This window comes from Bacillus sp. DWP3-1 (assembly GCF_049896565.1).
Classification (GTDB): Bacteria; Bacillota; Bacilli; order Bacillales; family Bacillaceae; genus Bacillus.
On sequence record NZ_JAFCUN010000001.1, the window covers coordinates 255,507 to 272,970 of the forward strand.

The 17,464-nt window shown below is 43.9% G+C and carries 17 protein-coding genes and 1 riboswitch; of the genes, 16 read left to right on the forward strand and 1 reads right to left on the reverse strand.

All coding sequences use genetic code 11. The features are described from left to right. The first annotated feature begins 6 nt into the window (after nt 1-6). The 9 genes from pyrE (at nt 7) to ACP7A0_RS01375 (ending at nt 7,000) form a co-directional block, all read left to right on the forward strand. Nucleotides 7-645: an orotate phosphoribosyltransferase gene (gene pyrE / locus ACP7A0_RS01335; RefSeq protein WP_113767646.1), complete on the forward strand. Its 639-nt coding sequence runs from the start codon at nt 7-9 to the stop codon at nt 643-645. A gap of 295 nt (nt 646-940) precedes the next feature. Beyond that, a riboswitch (SAM riboswitch) is annotated at nt 941-1,043 on the forward strand. Between the two features lie 68 nt (nt 1,044-1,111). Then, nucleotides 1,112-1,249 carry a DUF2292 domain-containing protein gene (locus ACP7A0_RS01340; protein WP_113754944.1) on the forward strand — a complete coding sequence of 46 codons (138 nt, stop codon included), beginning with the start codon at nt 1,112-1,114 and terminating at the stop codon, nt 1,247-1,249. 41 nt (nt 1,250-1,290) lie between these two features. Further along, the gene (locus tag ACP7A0_RS01345) at nt 1,291-1,992 is read left to right on the forward strand and encodes a phosphoadenylyl-sulfate reductase (RefSeq protein ID WP_309415522.1); all 702 of its coding nucleotides are present in this window, start codon (nt 1,291-1,293) and stop codon (nt 1,990-1,992) included. Between the two features lie 13 nt (nt 1,993-2,005). After that, nucleotides 2,006-3,070, forward strand: a complete 1,065-nt coding sequence (locus tag ACP7A0_RS01350) for an inorganic phosphate transporter (protein ID WP_065097246.1) — start codon at nt 2,006-2,008, stop codon at nt 3,068-3,070. A 57-nt stretch (nt 3,071-3,127) separates the two neighbouring features. Continuing rightward, nucleotides 3,128-4,264 carry a sulfate adenylyltransferase gene (gene sat / locus ACP7A0_RS01355; protein ID WP_034662474.1) on the forward strand — a complete coding sequence of 379 codons (1,137 nt, stop codon included), beginning with the start codon at nt 3,128-3,130 and terminating at the stop codon, nt 4,262-4,264. 14 nt (nt 4,265-4,278) lie between these two features. Then, complete coding sequence (gene cysC, locus ACP7A0_RS01360) at nt 4,279-4,872, forward strand: adenylyl-sulfate kinase (protein ID WP_034662471.1); 594 nt, start codon at nt 4,279-4,281, stop codon at nt 4,870-4,872. Between the two features lie 29 nt (nt 4,873-4,901). Continuing rightward, entirely contained in the window at nt 4,902-5,657 is a 756-nt protein-coding gene (gene cobA, locus ACP7A0_RS01365) for a uroporphyrinogen-III C-methyltransferase (protein WP_034662468.1), read from the forward strand. A gap of 73 nt (nt 5,658-5,730) precedes the next feature. Then, nucleotides 5,731-6,516: a sirohydrochlorin chelatase gene (locus ACP7A0_RS01370; RefSeq protein WP_106037775.1), complete on the forward strand. Its 786-nt coding sequence runs from the start codon at nt 5,731-5,733 to the stop codon at nt 6,514-6,516. Then, nucleotides 6,497-7,000, forward strand: coding sequence for a precorrin-2 dehydrogenase/sirohydrochlorin ferrochelatase family protein (locus ACP7A0_RS01375; RefSeq protein ID WP_106037774.1), 504 nt, complete (start codon nt 6,497-6,499; stop codon nt 6,998-7,000). The genes ACP7A0_RS01370 and ACP7A0_RS01375 overlap by 20 nt, the downstream gene beginning before the upstream one ends. Before the next feature lie 30 nt (nt 7,001-7,030). On the opposite strand, the gene ACP7A0_RS01380 is transcribed toward ACP7A0_RS01375, so the two are convergent. Further along, nucleotides 7,031-8,740 (reverse strand): Rqc2 family fibronectin-binding protein, encoded by a 1,710-nt coding sequence (locus ACP7A0_RS01380; RefSeq protein WP_034662460.1) that lies wholly within the window; start codon nt 8,738-8,740, stop codon nt 7,031-7,033. Nucleotides 8,741-8,904: 164 nt separating this feature from the next. Between ACP7A0_RS01380 and ACP7A0_RS01385 the strand changes: the two genes are divergently transcribed. From ACP7A0_RS01385 to priA, 7 genes are all read left to right on the forward strand, one after another. Continuing rightward, on the forward strand, nt 8,905-11,580 hold the full coding sequence (locus ACP7A0_RS01385; RefSeq protein ID WP_034662458.1) for a calcium-translocating P-type ATPase, SERCA-type: 2,676 nt from the start codon (nt 8,905-8,907) through the stop codon (nt 11,578-11,580). Nucleotides 11,581-11,663: 83 nt separating this feature from the next. Next, nucleotides 11,664-12,539, forward strand: coding sequence for a YicC/YloC family endoribonuclease (locus ACP7A0_RS01390; RefSeq protein WP_106037773.1), 876 nt, complete (start codon nt 11,664-11,666; stop codon nt 12,537-12,539). A gap of 76 nt (nt 12,540-12,615) precedes the next feature. Continuing rightward, nucleotides 12,616-12,885: an extracellular matrix/biofilm regulator RemA gene (gene remA, locus ACP7A0_RS01395; RefSeq protein WP_008344898.1), complete on the forward strand. Its 270-nt coding sequence runs from the start codon at nt 12,616-12,618 to the stop codon at nt 12,883-12,885. Between the two features lie 9 nt (nt 12,886-12,894). Then, entirely contained in the window at nt 12,895-13,509 is a 615-nt protein-coding gene (gene gmk / locus ACP7A0_RS01400) for a guanylate kinase (protein WP_003212381.1), read from the forward strand. A 3-nt stretch (nt 13,510-13,512) separates the two neighbouring features. After that, entirely contained in the window at nt 13,513-13,716 is a 204-nt protein-coding gene (rpoZ, locus tag ACP7A0_RS01405; RefSeq protein WP_003211647.1) for a DNA-directed RNA polymerase subunit omega, read from the forward strand. A 117-nt stretch (nt 13,717-13,833) separates the two neighbouring features. After that, nucleotides 13,834-15,051, forward strand: coding sequence for a bifunctional phosphopantothenoylcysteine decarboxylase/phosphopantothenate--cysteine ligase CoaBC (gene coaBC / locus ACP7A0_RS01410; RefSeq protein ID WP_034662453.1), 1,218 nt, complete (start codon nt 13,834-13,836; stop codon nt 15,049-15,051). Beyond that, complete coding sequence (priA, locus tag ACP7A0_RS01415; protein ID WP_426004010.1) at nt 15,048-17,456, forward strand: primosomal protein N'; 2,409 nt, start codon at nt 15,048-15,050, stop codon at nt 17,454-17,456. The genes coaBC and priA overlap by 4 nt, the downstream gene beginning before the upstream one ends. Nucleotides 17,457-17,464: the final 8 nt, after the last annotated feature.

Genomic DNA, 17,464 nt, shown 5'->3' on the forward strand with positions numbered 1-17,464 from the left:
TGCCAGATGAAAACAAAAATCGCTAAACACCTATTACAAATCAAAGCGGTCTCATTAAAACCAGACGAACCGTTTACATGGGCAAGCGGTATCAAATCACCGATCTATTGTGACAACCGTCTCACCTTGTCCTATCCAGAAGTCAGACATGACATTGCTGAAGGTCTTAAAGAGCTGATTCTCACTCATTTTGAGGGAGCAGAGGTGATTGCTGGTACTGCAACAGCAGGCATCCCGCATGCGGCATTAGCGGCAGACCGTCTGAACGTCCCAATGTGTTATGTCAGAAGTAAGCCAAAAGCACATGGAAAAGGAAATCAAATTGAAGGCGCCGTATCTAAAGGCCAAAAGGTGGTCGTCGTAGAAGACCTGATTTCAACAGGAGGCAGTGTGCTTGAAGTGGTCGCTGCTCTTCAAGAAGCGGGCTGTGACGTACTAGGCGTTGCCGCGATCTTCACATACGGTCTGCCAAAAGCTGCGGCAGCATTCCAAGAGAAAAACATTCTATATGTCACCCTAACAGACTATGATACCCTCACAGACGTGGCACTTGATCTGAAAGCGATCGAGCCTTCTGCTATGAATAAATTGAAACGCTGGAGACAAGATCCTTCCTCTGAATCTTGGATGGAAGAAACCGTCTAAAAAGCTGCGCGTACCCGCACAGCTTTCAGCGCGCGGACAAACCCTCGCATTCTTTGTCAGGACTGCGTGCCGGTGCTCACGAATGTTCAATTCGCTCCGCTCCGGTACTCGTCTTTCCTAGACTGCAAAGGTTTTCTATCACGCTGAATACAATCTGAAGCTGCGCCTCCCCGCACAGCTTTTTTATTTGGTTAAAAATAGTAAAATAGACTCAAATTTAAATAAAAACTAATCCTATCAATAAAGTCGGGTTGACTTTTGTTTGAATTGTGTTAATATTTAAGACAAATTAAAACACTTATCCAGAGAGGTGGAGGGACTGGCCCGATGAAGCCCGGCAACCTGCGATTTGCAAGGTGCTACTTCCTGCAAAATGATTCTATTTTGAAAGATAAGGAAATCGTGAGCTTCCTCATCTTTCTTTCGGACTGAAAGGAAGTTTTTTTATTTTAACGGTGAGGGGGAAGTGAAGCAAAAGCAGGATGAAGACTTAATTGAAGCCTATGCAGAAACTGATTGGGGATATGAATTCAGTTTAGTTACACTGATTGTTCAGGACGGTCAAGTGATTCAAGTGGCAGAAGACAGAAAAAAATTCAGTTGACGTAGTGCGGAGAGTAGTGATACTCCGGAAGGGGAGAAACAATGTTAACTTATGAAAATTGGCAAGAGCCGTCCATTACATTTCAAGAAGATGATTTGTATAAAGGGGCCTTATCTGTGCTGAAATGGGCATACGGTCATTATGGTGATCAGCTCGTTTATGCATGCAGTTTTGGTATTGAAGGCATCGTCCTCATTGATCTGATTGCGAAAGTAAAAAAGGATGCAAGAATTGTCTTTTTAGATACAGGTCTGCATTTTAAGGAAACGTACGACACAATTGATGCGGTAAAGGAAAGATACCCGGGTTTAGATATTGTGCTGAAAACCCCTGTGCTGACGGTTGAGGAGCAAAACGAGCAGCATGGTGATCAGCTATGGAAAACAGATCCTCAAAGCTGCTGCCATATGCGTAAGGTCATTCCTTTGCAAGAAGCGCTATCTGGCTATCCGGCATGGCTATCTGGCTTAAGGAGAGAGCAGTCACCTAAGCGAGCAGGGACGAACTTTTTAAATAAGGATGAAAAATTCAAATCAGTGAAAGTATGTCCGCTTATCCACTGGACGTGGAAGGACATATGGAGATATGCATCTAGAGAGGAACTTACTTATAATCCGCTGCATGATCAGGGATATCCAAGTATCGGGTGTGCCCCGTGTACACAGCCAGCATTTACTGCCGAAGATCTGCGGTCTGGCAGATGGTCAGGCACAGCTAAGACTGAGTGCGGATTACATGAGTAAGGGAGCATAGTGTATGGAAATTGCCGCAATTTTATTTAGTTTATTTTTCGCTCTAAACATTGGCGCGAGTGGTGCAGCAGCTTCGATGGGAATCGCGTACGGATCAGGTGCGATTCGAAAGCCGATCTATGCACTCAGTGTATGCGCAGTTGGGATTTTAGCAGGTTCAGTTATTGGCGGTGGTGAGGTTGTCAAAACGATTAGCTCTGGGATTATGCCTGAATCCGTCATTACACTTGAAATTGTTTGTATTATTATTGGTTCTGCTGCATTATCTCTCTTTATAGCGAATCTGATGGCCATTCCTTTGTCAACGAGTGAGGTGACAGTAGGAGCTGTAGTTGGTGTCGCGGTCGCATATAAAGTATTGTATGTGAAATCCATTTTAGTCATTGTGGCATTTTGGGTCATCATTCCGCTTGTCGCCTTTCTTTTTACCTTTGTTGTAGTCAAAATCATCAGAATGTTCCCTAAACGTAAGTTGTCTAAAAAAGGAACAATTATTTTATCCATTGTTTTAATCCTTAGTGGATTTTTAGAAGCATTTTCAGCAGGCATGAACAATGTGGCAAATGCAGTCGGTCCACTTGTTGCCGCGGGCGTTTTGTCAGTTGGGCAAGGAACGCTTTACGGCGGAATCTTTGTCGCCATTGGAGCCCTCTTGCTTGGTAGAAGAGTACTAGAAACAAATGGAAAGAAAATTACCCGCTATCAAACGGGCGAAGGGATATTGCTTTCGAGTACCGGTGCTGGACTTGTCATCGTCAGCTCTATTTTTGGGCTGCCAGTTCCACTTACCCAAATCACCTCCTCGTCTATCATTGGGCTTGGAATGGCAAAAGGCGGACCAAATATTTTTCATAAACATGTGGTGAAAAAAATGCTGAAAGTGTGGGTAGTGTCACCCTTTTTATCACTCAGCCTATCGTATTTGCTGGTGAGCCTTTTCTTAAAAGGAGACTATTATTCTATCTTTATTATGATGAGTGTACTGCTTGCCTCACTTGGTGCGCTGAGTCTGATGAAGGCAGTCAAAAATGAAAGCAGCTCGATTCATGAACAGGGCGGCGGGATTTAACGACAAATCCGACTATTTACATCTAATAAATATGAACATTGAGAGGAAGATGAACAAATGAGTTTAACACCACATGGTGGCGTATTAATTAATCGAGTAAATGAAGAGTATGATCTCAGCACGGCTGCAAAGGAAATTGAACTAGATGCTATCTCATTTGCAGACCTTGAACTCATAGCAATTGGCGGGTATAGTCCAATTGAAGGGTTTTTAACAAAAGCTGATTATGAAGCCGTTGTGAGCAGTATGCGGTTAGCAAGTGGTGTCGTTTGGTCTCTTCCTATTACACTGCCAGTGACAAAGGAAAAGGCAGCGGAAATCCATCAAGGCGATATTGTGCGTCTATCGTATAATGGAACTGTATATGGGGTGATTGAAGTAGAGGATCAATACACACCAGATAAGGAAAAAGAAGCGGTGAATGTATATAAAACTGATGACCGCAATCATCCAGGCGTGAAAAAATTATTTGAACGCGGTGACATATACATTGGTGGTAAAATTACACTGACGAAACGCAGTGAAAAACCATTCCCTCAATTTACGTATGAGCCAGAAGAAACAAGACGGCATTTCAAAGAAAACGGCTGGAAAACCATTGTTGGTTTCCAAACGAGAAACCCTGTTCACCGTGCCCATGAATATATTCAAAAGACAGCACTTGAAACAGTAGATGGTTTGTTTTTAAATCCACTTGTCGGTGAAACAAAATCAGACGATATTCCGGCAGACGTGAGAATGAAAAGCTATCAAGTGTTATTGAACGGTTATTATCCAAAGGATCGCGTCTTTTTAGGTGTTTTTCCTGCGGCAATGCGTTATGCTGGACCAAAGGAAGCAATCTTTCACGCGCTTGTTCGTAAAAATTACGGCTGCACTCATTTTATTGTGGGAAGAGATCATGCGGGTGTTGGTGATTATTACGGCACATACGAGGCGCAGGAGTTATTTGAACAATTTACAAGTGAAGAAATTGGCATTACCCCGTTAAAATTTGAACATAGCTTCTACTGTAATACATGTGAAGCAATGGCAACACCAAAAACATGTCCTCACGATAAAAGCGAGCATGTCATTCTTTCAGGTACAAAGGTTCGAACGATGCTGAGAAACGGAGAATTACCGCCAAGCACGTTCAGCCGAAAAGAAGTTATTGAAACATTAATCGAAGGATTAAAAACGACGGTATCTTAATGGGAGGGTATGACATGAGCAATGAACATATCGTGTGGCATGATTCATCTATTACAAAAAAAGAATATCAACAGAAAAACAATCATACGAGCGGCATTATTTGGCTCACGGGTCTAAGTGGGTCCGGTAAATCAACAATCGCAAATGCAGCGGCTAGAGAGCTGTTTGAACAAGGCTATCAAGTCACCGTTCTTGATGGCGATAATGTAAGGCATGGACTGAATAAAGATTTAGGGTTTTCAGATGATGACAGAAAAGAGAACATCCGCCGCATCGGAGAAGTGGCAAAGTTATTTGTTGAACAAGGAACGATTGTCATCACGGCTTTTATTTCTCCATTTCAAGAAGACCGCCGCATTGTCAGACAGTTAGTTGAAGCGGGAGAATTTCACGAAGTGTTTGTGAAATGTGATCTGAACGTATGCGAAGAGCGTGATCCAAAGGGCTTATATAAAAAAGCTAGAAATGGCGAAATTCCATTTTTCACCGGAATTGATTCGCCGTATGAAGAACCAGCAGCACCTGAGCTCGTTCTAGATACAGGTGAATTATCTCGTGAAGAGTCCAAACAGCGTCTTGTTGATTATGTAAAGGGAAGAGCGAAATAATCGCCTGATGGCAGGGGGAGAAAAGCACGATGGGGAAAGTATACATTGTGGGGGCTGGACCTGGAGATCCAGACTTAATTACATTAAAAGCCCATAAGGCAATACAGCAGGCAGATGTCATTTTATATGATCGCCTTGTCAATCAAGAAATACTCGCCCACGCCAAACCCGAGGCGGAATTAATCTATTGCGGCAAGCTGCCGAATCATCATACGATGAGACAGGAAGCCATCAATGAAGCCCTTGTGGCCCATGCAAAGGAAGGGAACGTTGTCGTTCGGCTGAAAGGCGGCGACCCCTTTGTATTCGGCCGAGGCGGTGAAGAAATCGAATGCTTAGCTGAGCACGGAATTCCGTATGAAGTCGTCCCTGGAATTACCTCTGGTATTGCAGCGGCCGCTTATGCAGGCATTCCCGTGACGCATCGTGAATTCAGCTCAAATGTCGCTTTTGTCACGGGTCACTATCAAAAGGATGAGCATTTTGAAGAAAAGTGGGAAGCGCTGGCTACAGGGATTGATACCCTTGTGATTTACATGGGCGTCAAAAACGTGAAAAGAGTGCAGCAGCTTCTTTTAAAAAATGGACGCGATCCTGAAACGCCAGCAGCGTTTATACACTGGGGAACTACGACGAGGCAAAAGACGACTTGCTGCACTGTGGCGACACTGTCTGAAACAGTTGAAAAAGAAGGCATCGAGCATCCAAGTTTAATTGTAGTTGGAGATGTCGTTCATTTTCACCAAAAACTGAGCTGGTTTGAACCCGCCTTAATCGAGAAATGAGAATGATAAAGAAAAGACACGTACATCGATCGTGTCTTTTCGTCTGATCAAAACAAGTAGAGGGAGGAGCCACATGAAACAAGCTGTACTTTATGTCGGGCATGGAAGCAGAGTAAAAGAAGCACAAGATAAAGCCATTTCTTTTATGAAAAGCTGTATGCCGTTAGTAGAAGCAGATATACAAGAAATTTGTTTTTTAGAACTGACAGCCCCTTCTATAGAAGAAGGATTTGAAGCCTGTGTGAAAAAAGGAGCTATACACATTGCGATCGTCCCGCTCCTCCTTTTAACTGCCATGCATGCCAAATCAGATATTCCAGTCGAGATTGAGAAAGTACAAAAGCGATATCCGCAAGTGAAGGTCACATACGGAAAACCAATCGGGGTCAATCAAGAAGTGACAAAAGCGGTTGCTGCAAGAATTGAAGAGGCAGGATATCAAGGCGGGAAAGCACAGATTCTTTTAATTGGCCGCGGAAGCTCTGACCCCGATGTGAAGCGGGATGTGTTTGGCATTGCGGACGATGTCCGGCGCCTGCTCCCTTTCGCAGAGGTCTTGCCATGTTTTATTACGGCATGTGAGCCAAATTACCGAGATGTTCTTGCGCAATTAACAGCAGATGATGATGCGCCTGTTTATCTCGTTCCTTACTTGTTGTTTACGGGTATTTTAATGAAAGAGATTGAAAATGAAGCGGCTCAGGCGAGAAAGAGGCTGAAAGATGTCCGGGTATGCCGGTATATTGGCTTTCATCCGCATGTAAAAGCGGCTTATATTGAACGCGTGCAAGAAACCATTTTAAACAAAGACGATGCGTTTCATTTCCAAGGAGAAAGCCATGCTTCCAGTCCATCTTGATTTAACCGATCAACAAGTGCTCATCGCCGGCGGTGGACGAATAGCCGCAAGAAGGGCAGAGGCGCTATGCATAGAGCCTTGCCATATAACCGTCGTGAGTCCTGATATTTCTAAAGAGATGGCACGTCTCATTGATACATACAACCTGAATTGGAAGGAAAAGAAAGTGGACGTGGAAGATTTAGAGGGTGCATTTTTCATTGTAGCTGCTACAAACGATCCAGCGGTAAATGAATGGATTGCACAAACAGCCCGGCCTCACCAGCTTGTGAATTGTGTGAGCCAATCAGAGCTTGGCAATGTGATCGTGCCAAAGGTGGTCAAAGCAGGGAAAGTGACGATTTCAGTCTCTACAAGCGGTGCGAGCCCAGCTCGGACAAAACAACTGGCTGCGGAAATTGAGGCGTTGCTTGAACAAGAGGATGTAGATGCACTTGACGATCTCTATATCGAAAGAAAAAAACAACAAAGAAAAAGCCGATAAAATCTCTTTAATGGATTTTATCGGCTTTTATTATTTTCGCAGCTTTAGGACCACATCTTCGTCAGGCGTGACAAATAATGTTTGCTGCTGATCATACGTCACAAATCCTGGCTTTGCTCCATTTGGTTTTTTCACATGCCGGATTTTCGTATAATCGACAGGAACGGAGCTCGACTCTTTTGCTTTCGAGAAGTAGGCAGCGATTTGAGCCGCTTCAAGCAGCGTCTCTTCATCAGGCGCTTGATGACGGATGACGACATGTGATCCAGGAATATCCTTCGTATGCAGCCAAATGTCGTCACGGGCAGCAGCCTTTGTGGTTAAATACTCGTTTTGTTTGTTGTTTTTTCCGACTAAAATCGGAATACCTTGAGACGATTCATACGTTTCAAGCTGAATGGCCGCCTGTTTTTTCTTTTTGGCGTTGCGCTTTTGTTTGGCGCGTAAATATTTTCCTTCAACAAGTTCTTCTCTCATTTCCTCTAAATCCTTCGGTGAGGCAGAGGATAGCTGCTGAATCAACTCTTCAAAATAAGCAATCTCTTCATGCGTCCGCTCAATTTGTTCATTGACCGCTTCTACTGCATTTTTTGCCTTTTGATATTTTGTGAAATATGCCTGTGCATTTTCAGAAGGGGTTTTGTTTGTTTTAAGCGGGATCGTAATCTCTCCGCCATCTTCATCGTAATAATTGATGACAGTCGCTTCTTTATCCCCTTTTTTGATGGCATATAAATTGGCTGTTAACAATTCGCCATAGAGCTGATATTTATGTGCATGTTGAGATTCTTCAAGAGTTCTTTTCAGTTTTTTGAGCTTGTTTTCATTTTTCTTTTTTTCATTTACGACAAACCGTTCAAGGTCAGACGCCTGCTGTTTAACTCTGTCTCTCTCAGCTTTTCCGAAATAAAAGCGGTCAAGCAGCTGGCTGAGAGAGTCGAATGTCTTCATCTCGCCATGGACATGCTGAAGTTCTAATAAATAGAAATATTCTTTCCCGTCTTTTCTTGTGAGCTGCGGGGTAAAGGAGTGCATGCGAATAAGCTGGAACATGTCGAGCAGTGTATTTGGAATCGTTTCCTTATTGGCAAGACCGGCCCTGTGTACAGCTTCCTTTGCAAACAGCGGAGAAACCCCAGAGAATGTATCGACAATTTGATTTGCGATCTTTCCTTCTTGAAAGCGTAAATGCTTTAAAATATCATCCTTCGTCACTTCAAACGGATTCAATTTTTGCTGTGCAGGCGGCAGAAGGTATTCGTGACCAGGAAGTACCGTTCGATAGCTGTTCACAGATGGAGAAAGATGCTTTAGGCCATCGATGATCTGCTGCGTGTCATCTTCGACAAGAATCAAATTACTATGCCTTCCCATGATTTCAATGTAGAGCTTTCGAGTCTGTTCGTCGCCAATTTCATTGCGGCTTCGTACATGAAGTACGATTACCCGGTCAAATCCAATCTGTTCAAAACGTTCAATGAATCCGCCCTCAAGATGCTTTCTGAGGAGCATACAAAACATTGGAGGTTCGCTTGGATTGTCATATTGATGCTCTGTGAGCTGAATTCTAGCGTAGCTCGGATGAGCGGATAAAAGGAGCTTATGATTTTTTCCGTTTGCCCGGATATGAAAAATCAGCTCGTGCTTATATGGCTGATGAATTTTTGAAATTCTTCCGCCAGTTAATGTCTCTTGCAATTCATTTGTCATACCATATGTAAAAATGCCGTCAAATGACATGTTGGATACACCCTCTTCTTTCACACAAATCTACTGAAAGAACCTTCCGTTTCTCGTTCTTTAGGCAGTCTTATTATTATAGCATGATTTAGGACGAGTCTGAATAAACTGGCTTATAGAACACTGCATATGAGAGAGAACAAAAGAGGAGTGGACGAGGTCAAATGAATTGGCATGAACTGAACCAAACCGATTTATTAAAAACAATGAATACATCGATAGGTGACGGACTGTCAGAAAAAGATGTGCAAAAACGGCTTGAAAAACACGGGCCAAATGAATTGCAGGAAGGGAAAAAGGCGTCGGCTCTGATCATTTTTTTAGCGCAATTTAAAGATTTTATGGTGTTAATTTTGCTTGCGGCAACGATCATTTCTGCTTTTTTAGGCGAATACATTGATGCTGTAGCAATTGTAGCGATTGTTCTGATTAATGGAGTGCTCGGCTTTTATCAAGAACGCCGCGCGGAAAAATCTCTTCAAGCGCTAAAGGAATTATCAACCCCGCATGTGTATGCAAGGAGAAATAATGAATGGGTCAAGATCCCGTCTAAACATCTCGTGCCAGGGGATATTGTGAAATTTTCGAGTGGAGACCGGATTGGGGCAGACATTAGATTACTAGAAACCAAAAGTTTAGAAATTGAAGAGTCCGCTCTCACTGGCGAGTCCATCCCTGCGGTCAAACACGCAAGTCCGCTTTCACGAGACCATGTCTCGCTTGGAGATTTGACGAACATGGCCTTTATGGGGACGCTTGTTACTAGAGGAAGCGGCGTGGGCGTTGTGATTGGTACAGGAATGAATACAGCGATGGGACAAATTGCCGGCATGCTGGATGCAGCAGGGAATATGGAAACACCGCTGCAAAGACGTCTCGAACAGCTGGGGAAAATCCTGATTGTTGCTGCTTTATTTTTAACGGTGCTCGTTGTGGTTCTTGGCGTTGTGCAAGGACATGATTTGTATCATATGTTCCTGGCGGGAGTATCTCTTGCAGTTGCTGCCATTCCTGAAGGACTGCCGGCGATTGTTACCGTCGCACTTTCCTTAGGAGTGCAGCGGATGATCAAACAAAAATCGATTGTCAGAAAGCTTCCGGCGGTGGAAACACTTGGCTGCGCGTCGATCATTTGCTCAGATAAAACAGGAACAATGACGCAAAATAAAATGACTGTGACACATGTATGGGCAGAGGGCAAAACGTGGAATATTTCTGGTACGGGCTATGAGCCATCTGGTGATTTCACCTTAAACGGAGAACTTGTCCATGTAGACAAACATCCAAGTCTGCAAAAGGTGTTATTATACGGGGCGCTTTGTAATACATCGACCATCATTGAAAAAGATGGGGAGATGAGGCTTGATGGAGATCCGACAGAGGGGGCACTTCTCACCGCAGCACGTAAAGCAGGGTTTACAGAGCAATTCATCGAAGCCGGATTTCACGTTGTAGAGGAGTTTCCTTTTGATTCAGAAAGAAAGATGATGTCAGTCGTCGTCGAAACGAATCAAAAAGAGCGGTATGTCATTGCAAAAGGTGCGCCGGATGTCCTGATGAACCGTTCAAGTCATATCATGCACGGCGGCCGCACAGCTTCTTTTTCAACCACTCACAGGCAAGAAACAGAGGCTGCGATTCAAGGCTTAGCAAGACAAGCGCTGAGAACGATTGCCATTGCGTATAAAAAAGTCGGTCTGACAGAAAAAATCAACTCTGTCCAGCAGGCTGAAACCGATTTGACATTTATCGGGTTAGAGGGCATGATCGATCCACCTCGTCCTGAAGTCAGACGAGCGATTAAAGAGTGCAGGGATGCTGGCATAAAAACAGTCATGATTACAGGGGATCACGTGGAAACAGCCAAAGCGATTGCCAAAGACTTGAGCCTTTTACCAAAGCAAGGAAAGGTGCTCGACGGAAAAGCGCTGGATCAGATGAGTGACAAAGAGCTTGAGCAAACGGCTGAAAATGTATACGTCTTTGCACGGGTATCACCTGAGCATAAGCTGAGAATTGTGAAGGCCTATCAAAAAAATGGACATATTGTGGCGATGACAGGTGACGGGGTCAATGATGCGCCTGCGATTAAGCAAGCAGATATCGGCATCTCCATGGGCATCACTGGAACAGACGTAGCCAAAGAAGCATCTTCTCTTATTTTACTTGATGACAACTTTGCGACCATTAAATCCGCCATTAAAGAAGGCCGGAATATTTATGAAAACATTCGGAAGTTTGTCCGGTATTTGCTGGCATCCAATGTTGGAGAAATTTTGGTTATGCTGTTCGCGATGCTCCTAGCGCTTCCGCTTCCTCTCGTTCCTATTCAAATTTTATGGGTCAACCTTGTCACAGATGGTCTTCCAGCGATGGCACTTGGCATGGATAAGCCAGAAGGCGATGTCATGAAGCGAAAGCCGAGGAACATGAAAGAGGGCATTTTTGCTAGAGGGCTCGGCTGGAAGGTTGTATCTAGAGGATTCCTCATCGGGCTTGCGACCCTTTTAGCATTTATGTTTGTGTATCACCGCGATCCAAACAACCTGCAATATGCACAGACTGTTGCATTTAGTACGCTTGTTTTGGCGCAGCTCATTCATGTATTTGACTGCCGCAGTGAACGGTCCATCTTTGAACGCAATCCATTCGGGAATCTTTACTTGATCGGTGCGGTTTTGTCATCACTTTTACTTATGTTTGTGGTCATTTATTATCCGCCGCTTCAGCCGATTTTCAAAACGGTGGCCATTGCACCAATTGATTGGCTGCTGATCATCGGTATGTCTGCACTGCCAACTTTTTTACTGGCAGGATCACTTTTGACAAGAAAAAAATAATTCGTTATGGTATAATTTTGAGGTAATAGTGTCTGCTATTACCTTTTTCATTTTATTAATATGAAAGAATTGGGTGTTTTGACATGATACGCAGTATGACGGGATTCGGCCAAGCGAGTAAAACGGATGGAGAACTGACAGTGTCAGTTGAGCTAAAATCGGTCAATCACCGTTTTAAAGAGGTTCATGCCCGTTTGCCGAGGCCGCTTTTATATTTCGAAGACACATTAAAAAAAATCATTCTTCGTTACGTGCAGCGCGGTAGAATTGAGCTGTTTGTCACGATTGAAGGCGGTAAACTAGCAAGCCGGTCCTTGCAGATCGACTGGCCGCTGCTTGATGAATACATGAAAGCCGCAAAAGACCTCGAGAAGCGCTATCACATTTCAGGCATTCAGCATGTACATGACTTACTGGGGCTGGAGCATGCCGTTCAAGTAGAAGAGTCGGCCAGCCGAAATGAGCAGTTAGAGCAATTGCTGATGGATGCTTGTGAAACGGCTGTCAAGGAGCTTTGCTTCATGAGAGAGCAGGAGGGGACATCACTTCAAAAAGACTGTGAGCTGAGGCTTTCTGAATTAGAGGCCTATACAGAAGAAATCAAAGTCTTTGCACCAGAAGTTGTGACTCAGTATAAAGACAGGCTCAATCAGCGATTGCAAGAATGGATCGGAGAGGCGCTTGACGAAAGCAGATTGACAACAGAGGCTGCCATCTTTGCTGACCGCTGTGACATTACAGAAGAGATTACGAGATTGAAAAGTCACTTTCAACAGTTCCAGCAAATCTTGATGCAAGGCGGTGCTGCCGGCAGAAAACTTGATTTTCTTGTACAGGAGCTCAACCGTGAAGTGAACACCATTGGCTCAAAAGCGAACCATCATCATTTAACAAAGCTGGTGGTTGAAATGAAAAGTGCTATTGAAAAAATAAAAGAACAAGTGCAAAATATAGAATAGTCATTGTGTATGCTGTTTACAGTACGTCTCTTTCGGCGAGACTAGAGACGTTTATATTACAGGGGGACGTTAGAAGATGACCATAAAGTTGATCAATATCGGATTTGGAAACATCATTTCAGCGAATCGGATGATTTCGATCGTCAGTCCAGAATCAGCACCGATTAAACGAATGATACAAGACGCAAGAGATCGAGGCATGCTCATAGATGCTACATACGGAAGAAGAACCCGTGCTGTTGTCATTATGGACAGTGACCATGTCATCTTATCTGCCGTTCAGCCTGAGACTGTCGCGCAAAGACTTTCTGTAAAAGAAGAAATCATAGATGAAGGGCAGGGGTAATACGCCATTATGAAAGAAAGAGGACTTTTAATCGTTCTCTCTGGACCTTCGGGAGTTGGAAAAGGAACGGTCAGACAAGCCATTTTCTCCCAGGAAGATACGAAATTTGAATACTCTATTTCTGTGACGACACGTAAACCGCGTGAAGGTGAAAGAAATGGTGTCGATTATTTCTTTAAATCCAGGGAAGAATTTGAACATATGATTGAAAACAAAAAGCTGTTAGAATGGGCAGAGTATGTCGGGAATTACTACGGCACGCCTGTTGACTATGTAGAACAGACATTAAGCGAAGGAAAAGATGTTTTCCTTGAAATCGAAGTGCAAGGTGCACTTCAAGTAAGAGAAGCATTCCCAGAAGGTCTTTTTATTTTCCTTGCACCGCCTAGTCTTTCAGAACTTCAAAACCGCATCATTACACGTGGTACAGAGTCTGAGGAACTCATTCGCAATCGAATGGCTGCTGCAAAAGAAGAGATTGAAATGATGGATGCTTACGACTATGTCGTGGAAAACGATGATGTCGAGCTTGCTTGTGAAAGAATCAAAGCGATCGTCCTTGCAGAACACCTGCGCAGAGACAGAGTCGCACCAAGATATAAAAAAATGCTGGGGGTAGAATAAACTATGTTAGATCCTTCAATTGACTCATTGATGAACAAACTTGATTCAAAATATACACTTGTGACAGTGTCTGCACGCCGTGCACGTGAAATGCAGATCCACCAAGATCAGCAAATCGAAAATACAAAGTCTTACAAATTCGTAGGCAAAGCACTGGAAGAAATCGATGCCGGTCTTTTGACATTTGAAAAAGAGGATCAAGAATAACACATCGCTTCTGCTATGCAGATACGATACGTTCAAAAAAGTCAAAACTATGATTGGTTTTGACTTTTTTGAATTGTAGACGAATTTGTGAAAAAGGCCTTTAAGGGGGACAAACAAATGTTACAGTCAAAAAATATTTTGCTCGGCGTCAGCGGAGGAATCGCCGTATATAAAGCAGCTGCTCTTACTAGTAAACTCGTACAGGCGGGCGCAAATGTAAGAGTGATTATGACGGAATCTGCCCGTGAATTTGTGTCTCCGCTTACCTTCCAAGCTCTGTCTCGACATGAGGTGTATGTGGATACATTTAAAGAAAACAATCCAAAAGTCATTGCGCATATTGACGTAGCTGACTGGGCCGATCTCATTCTTGTTGCCCCTGCAACAGCACATACGATTGGTAAAATGGCGGCAGGGCTTGCAGATGATATGCTCACGACGACCTTACTTGCTTCAACCGCTCCTGTATGGATCGCACCAGCAATGAATGTGCATATGTATGATCACCCGGCTGTAAAGCGGAACATTCGCACATTATATGAGGACGGCTACCGGTTTATTGAGCCGAGTGAAGGTTATTTAGCCTGCGGCTACATTGGAAAAGGGCGGTTAGAGGAGCCTGAAAAAATTGTTGAGCACATCCGTGCATTTTTTGAAAAGCCAAAAAGCTTACCGCTTTCAGGTAAAAAAGTCGTGGTGACAGCAGGTCCTACACGAGAAGTCATCGATCCTGTGCGTTTCTTTACAAATCGATCGTCAGGAAAAATGGGCTATGCGATTGCAGAGGCTGCGCAGCAAATGGGGGCTGATGTCACGCTCATTTCAGGACCTGTTTCTTTAACGGCACCTGACCATGTACATGTGGTGCACGTTGAATCGGCAGAGGACATGTATCAAGCCGTATTAGATGTGTACGAGGAAGCGGACCTTGTCATTAAATCAGCAGCTGTCGCCGACTATACCCCTGTGACATCATATCCTCATAAAATGAAAAAACAGGACGGCGCCTTAGAGATTGAATTCACCCGGACAAAAGATATTTTAAAAGAGCTGGGGAAAAGAAAAGAGCATCAAGTGCTTGTCGGTTTTGCAGCTGAAACGCAGGATGTAGAATATTACGCGAAAAAGAAAATCGAATCCAAGCATTTAGATATGATTGTGGCCAACAACGTCACAAAAGAAGGTGCAGGCTTTGGCACAGACACAAATGTAGCAGCCGTCATCAAAGCAGATGGTACAACAAAAGAGCTGCCGATGATGAGCAAAAAAGACCTCGCTTTTGAAATCTTAAAGGAGGCAAAACAGCTGTTGCCAAAAGAGCGTGATCGAGCATGATTGCTGAAGTCATCGTGGATGTCACAACGAAAGCCATTGACCGGCCATTCGATTACCGTGTACCAGATCGATTCAAAGATCTCGTCAAAGCGGGAATGAGGGTGGTCGTTCCCTTTGGCCCAAGGAAGATTCAAGGGTTTGTGACAAAAGTCAAAGACGAAACAGACATAAAGACAGGAAACATCAAGGACATTGTCGATTTATTTGATTTATCACCTGTTCTGACAGATGAGCTATTGGAGCTTTCCCACTGGCTGACGGAAAAAACATTGTCCTATCACATTACGGCACTTCAATCGATGCTGCCTGCAGCCATGAAGGCGAAGTATGAAAAAGAAATTCAGGTGCTGTCAGATGAAGAACTTCCGCAGTCATTGAAAGAGCTTTTCGGTCAGCGAGATAGCATTCTTTACGCTGACATCCCGGCCGAACAACTAAAACAGATTCAAAAGCATGTCCAAAAAGGTCATCTAGAGGTAAGGTATCATGTCTCGCAAAAATCTGGAAAGAAAAAGGTACGCATGCTCCATCTAGCTGTATCGAAAGATAAGCTTGAAGAAAAACAACAGCAGCTTAAGAAAAATGCGGTGAAACAAAAGGCACTGCTCTCCTTTTTGCTTCAAGCGAGTGAGACGGCCTTTTTAGCGAAAGACTTGCAGCAGCAAACAGGCGCGAGTTCTCAAACGCTTAAAACCTTTATTCAAGAAGGGCTGCTAACAGAAAGCTATGAAGAGGTCTACCGGGATCCTTATCGTGGCCGGGCGTTTACACCATCTGCTTCACTTGATCTCATGCCAGAACAAGCAGAAGCGGCAAAACATATTCATCAAGCAGTCAGTGATGACCGGCATGAAACCTTTCTGCTGCACGGGGTGACAGGAAGCGGTAAAACGGAAATATACTTGCAGACGATTGATCATGCCCTTCAAAAAGGAAAAGAAGCGATCGTCCTCGTTCCTGAAATCTCGTTAACCCCTCAAATGGTTCAGCGGTTTAAAGAACGATTCGGCTCAAATGTGGCTGTACTTCACAGCGGCTTATCGACAGGGGAAAAATATGATGAATGGCGGAAAATCCACCGCAAGGAAGTCAAGCTTGTCGTGGGCGCGAGATCTGCTGTTTTCGCTCCATTTGAAAATCTAGGCATGATTATCATAGATGAAGAGCATGAATCTTCTTATAAACAAGAAGAAATGCCTCGTTATCATGCCAAGGATGTCGCCATTGAACGAGCCAGAAGGCATCGATGCCCAGTCGTATTAGGCAGTGCAACCCCTTCACTTGAAACCTATGCGCGTGCGAAAAAAGGCGTGTTTACATTGCTGGCGCTCAAAAACCGGGTCAACCAGCAGCAGCTGCCGCACGTTTCGTTAATTGATATGAGAGAAGAATTGAGAAATGGCAACAGGTCCATGTTTTCAGAAGAATTAATGCTCAGATTAAAGGAAGTGCTTGAAAGAAAAGAACAAGCCGTCTTATTTCTGAATAAAAGGGGCTATTCATCCTTTGTGATGTGCCGTGATTGCGGATATGTGGAGCAATGTCCTCATTGCGAAATTTCTCTCACCTATCACCGCTATCAAAAACGGCTGAAATGCCATTATTGCGGGCACGAAGCACCGGTGCCTGCTGAATGTCCAGAATGCCATAGTGAGCATATTCGCTATTTTGGGACGGGTACGCAGCGTGTAGAAGAAGAGCTTACAAAAGTACTGCCTGAGGCAAGAGTGATCCGAATGGATGTGGATACAACGTCTCGTAAAGGTGCTCACGAAAAGCTCCTCACGTCTTTTGGCAATAAAGAAGCGGACATTTTGCTCGGGACGCAGATGATAGCAAAAGGGCTAGATTTCCCAGATGTCACACTTGTTGGTGTTCTCAGTGCGGATACGTCTCTTCATATTCCTGATTTTCGTTCAAGTGAAAAAACATTTCAGCTTCTCACGCAGGTCAGCGGCAGGGCAGGACGTCATGAAAAAGCGGGTTCTGTGATCATTCAATCGTATACGCCTTCTCACTATAGTATTGAATTAACGAAGCACCATGACTATGAAGCCTTTTATGAACAGGAGATGCTGCATCGCCGCCACCAGTCCTATCCGCCGTATTACTATTTGGCAATGGTGACGGTATCACACGAGGAAGTGACGAAGGCAGCGCATGTCACTGATCAAATTGTCCAGTTCCTAAAAATGAACTGTGCACCGAATACAAGAATCCTTGGTCCGGCTGCATCACCAATCGCTAAGATCAAAGATAGATATCGATATCAATGCGTGATAAAATACAAAAGGGAAAATGAACTGGCAAGTTTACTACGGAAAATACAAGATCATTATCAAAAGGAAATGGAACAAAAACAATTGATGATTTCAATAGATATGAATCCATATATGATGATGTAAAACGGAGG

Excerpts from the sequence above, each read along its gene's own strand:
- sat (WP_034662474.1), top strand. The coding sequence starts at position 3,128 with ATGAGTTTAACACCACATGGTGGCGTATTAATTAATCGAGTAAATGAA.
- pyrE (WP_113767646.1), top strand. The coding sequence starts at position 7 with ATGAAAACAAAAATCGCTAAACACCTATTACAAATCAAAGCGGTCTCA.
- gmk (WP_003212381.1), top strand. The coding sequence starts at position 12,895 with ATGAAAGAAAGAGGACTTTTAATCGTTCTCTCTGGACCTTCGGGAGTT.
- rpoZ (WP_003211647.1), top strand. The coding sequence starts at position 13,513 with ATGTTAGATCCTTCAATTGACTCATTGATGAACAAACTTGATTCAAAA.
- ACP7A0_RS01375 (WP_106037774.1), top strand. The coding sequence starts at position 6,497 with ATGCTTCCAGTCCATCTTGATTTAACCGATCAACAAGTGCTCATCGCC.
- cobA (WP_034662468.1), top strand. The coding sequence starts at position 4,902 with ATGGGGAAAGTATACATTGTGGGGGCTGGACCTGGAGATCCAGACTTA.
- ACP7A0_RS01385 (WP_034662458.1), top strand. The coding sequence starts at position 8,905 with ATGAATTGGCATGAACTGAACCAAACCGATTTATTAAAAACAATGAAT.
- ACP7A0_RS01380 (WP_034662460.1), bottom strand. The coding sequence starts at position 8,740 with ATGTCATTTGACGGCATTTTTACATATGGTATGACAAATGAATTGCAA.
- ACP7A0_RS01370 (WP_106037775.1), top strand. The coding sequence starts at position 5,731 with ATGAAACAAGCTGTACTTTATGTCGGGCATGGAAGCAGAGTAAAAGAA.
- ACP7A0_RS01345 (WP_309415522.1), top strand. The coding sequence starts at position 1,291 with ATGTTAACTTATGAAAATTGGCAAGAGCCGTCCATTACATTTCAAGAA.
- coaBC (WP_034662453.1), top strand. The coding sequence starts at position 13,834 with ATGTTACAGTCAAAAAATATTTTGCTCGGCGTCAGCGGAGGAATCGCC.
- priA (WP_426004010.1), top strand. The coding sequence starts at position 15,048 with ATGATTGCTGAAGTCATCGTGGATGTCACAACGAAAGCCATTGACCGG.
- ACP7A0_RS01350 (WP_065097246.1), top strand. The coding sequence starts at position 2,006 with ATGGAAATTGCCGCAATTTTATTTAGTTTATTTTTCGCTCTAAACATT.
- ACP7A0_RS01390 (WP_106037773.1), top strand. The coding sequence starts at position 11,664 with ATGATACGCAGTATGACGGGATTCGGCCAAGCGAGTAAAACGGATGGA.
- remA (WP_008344898.1), top strand. The coding sequence starts at position 12,616 with ATGACCATAAAGTTGATCAATATCGGATTTGGAAACATCATTTCAGCG.
- cysC (WP_034662471.1), top strand. The coding sequence starts at position 4,279 with ATGAGCAATGAACATATCGTGTGGCATGATTCATCTATTACAAAAAAA.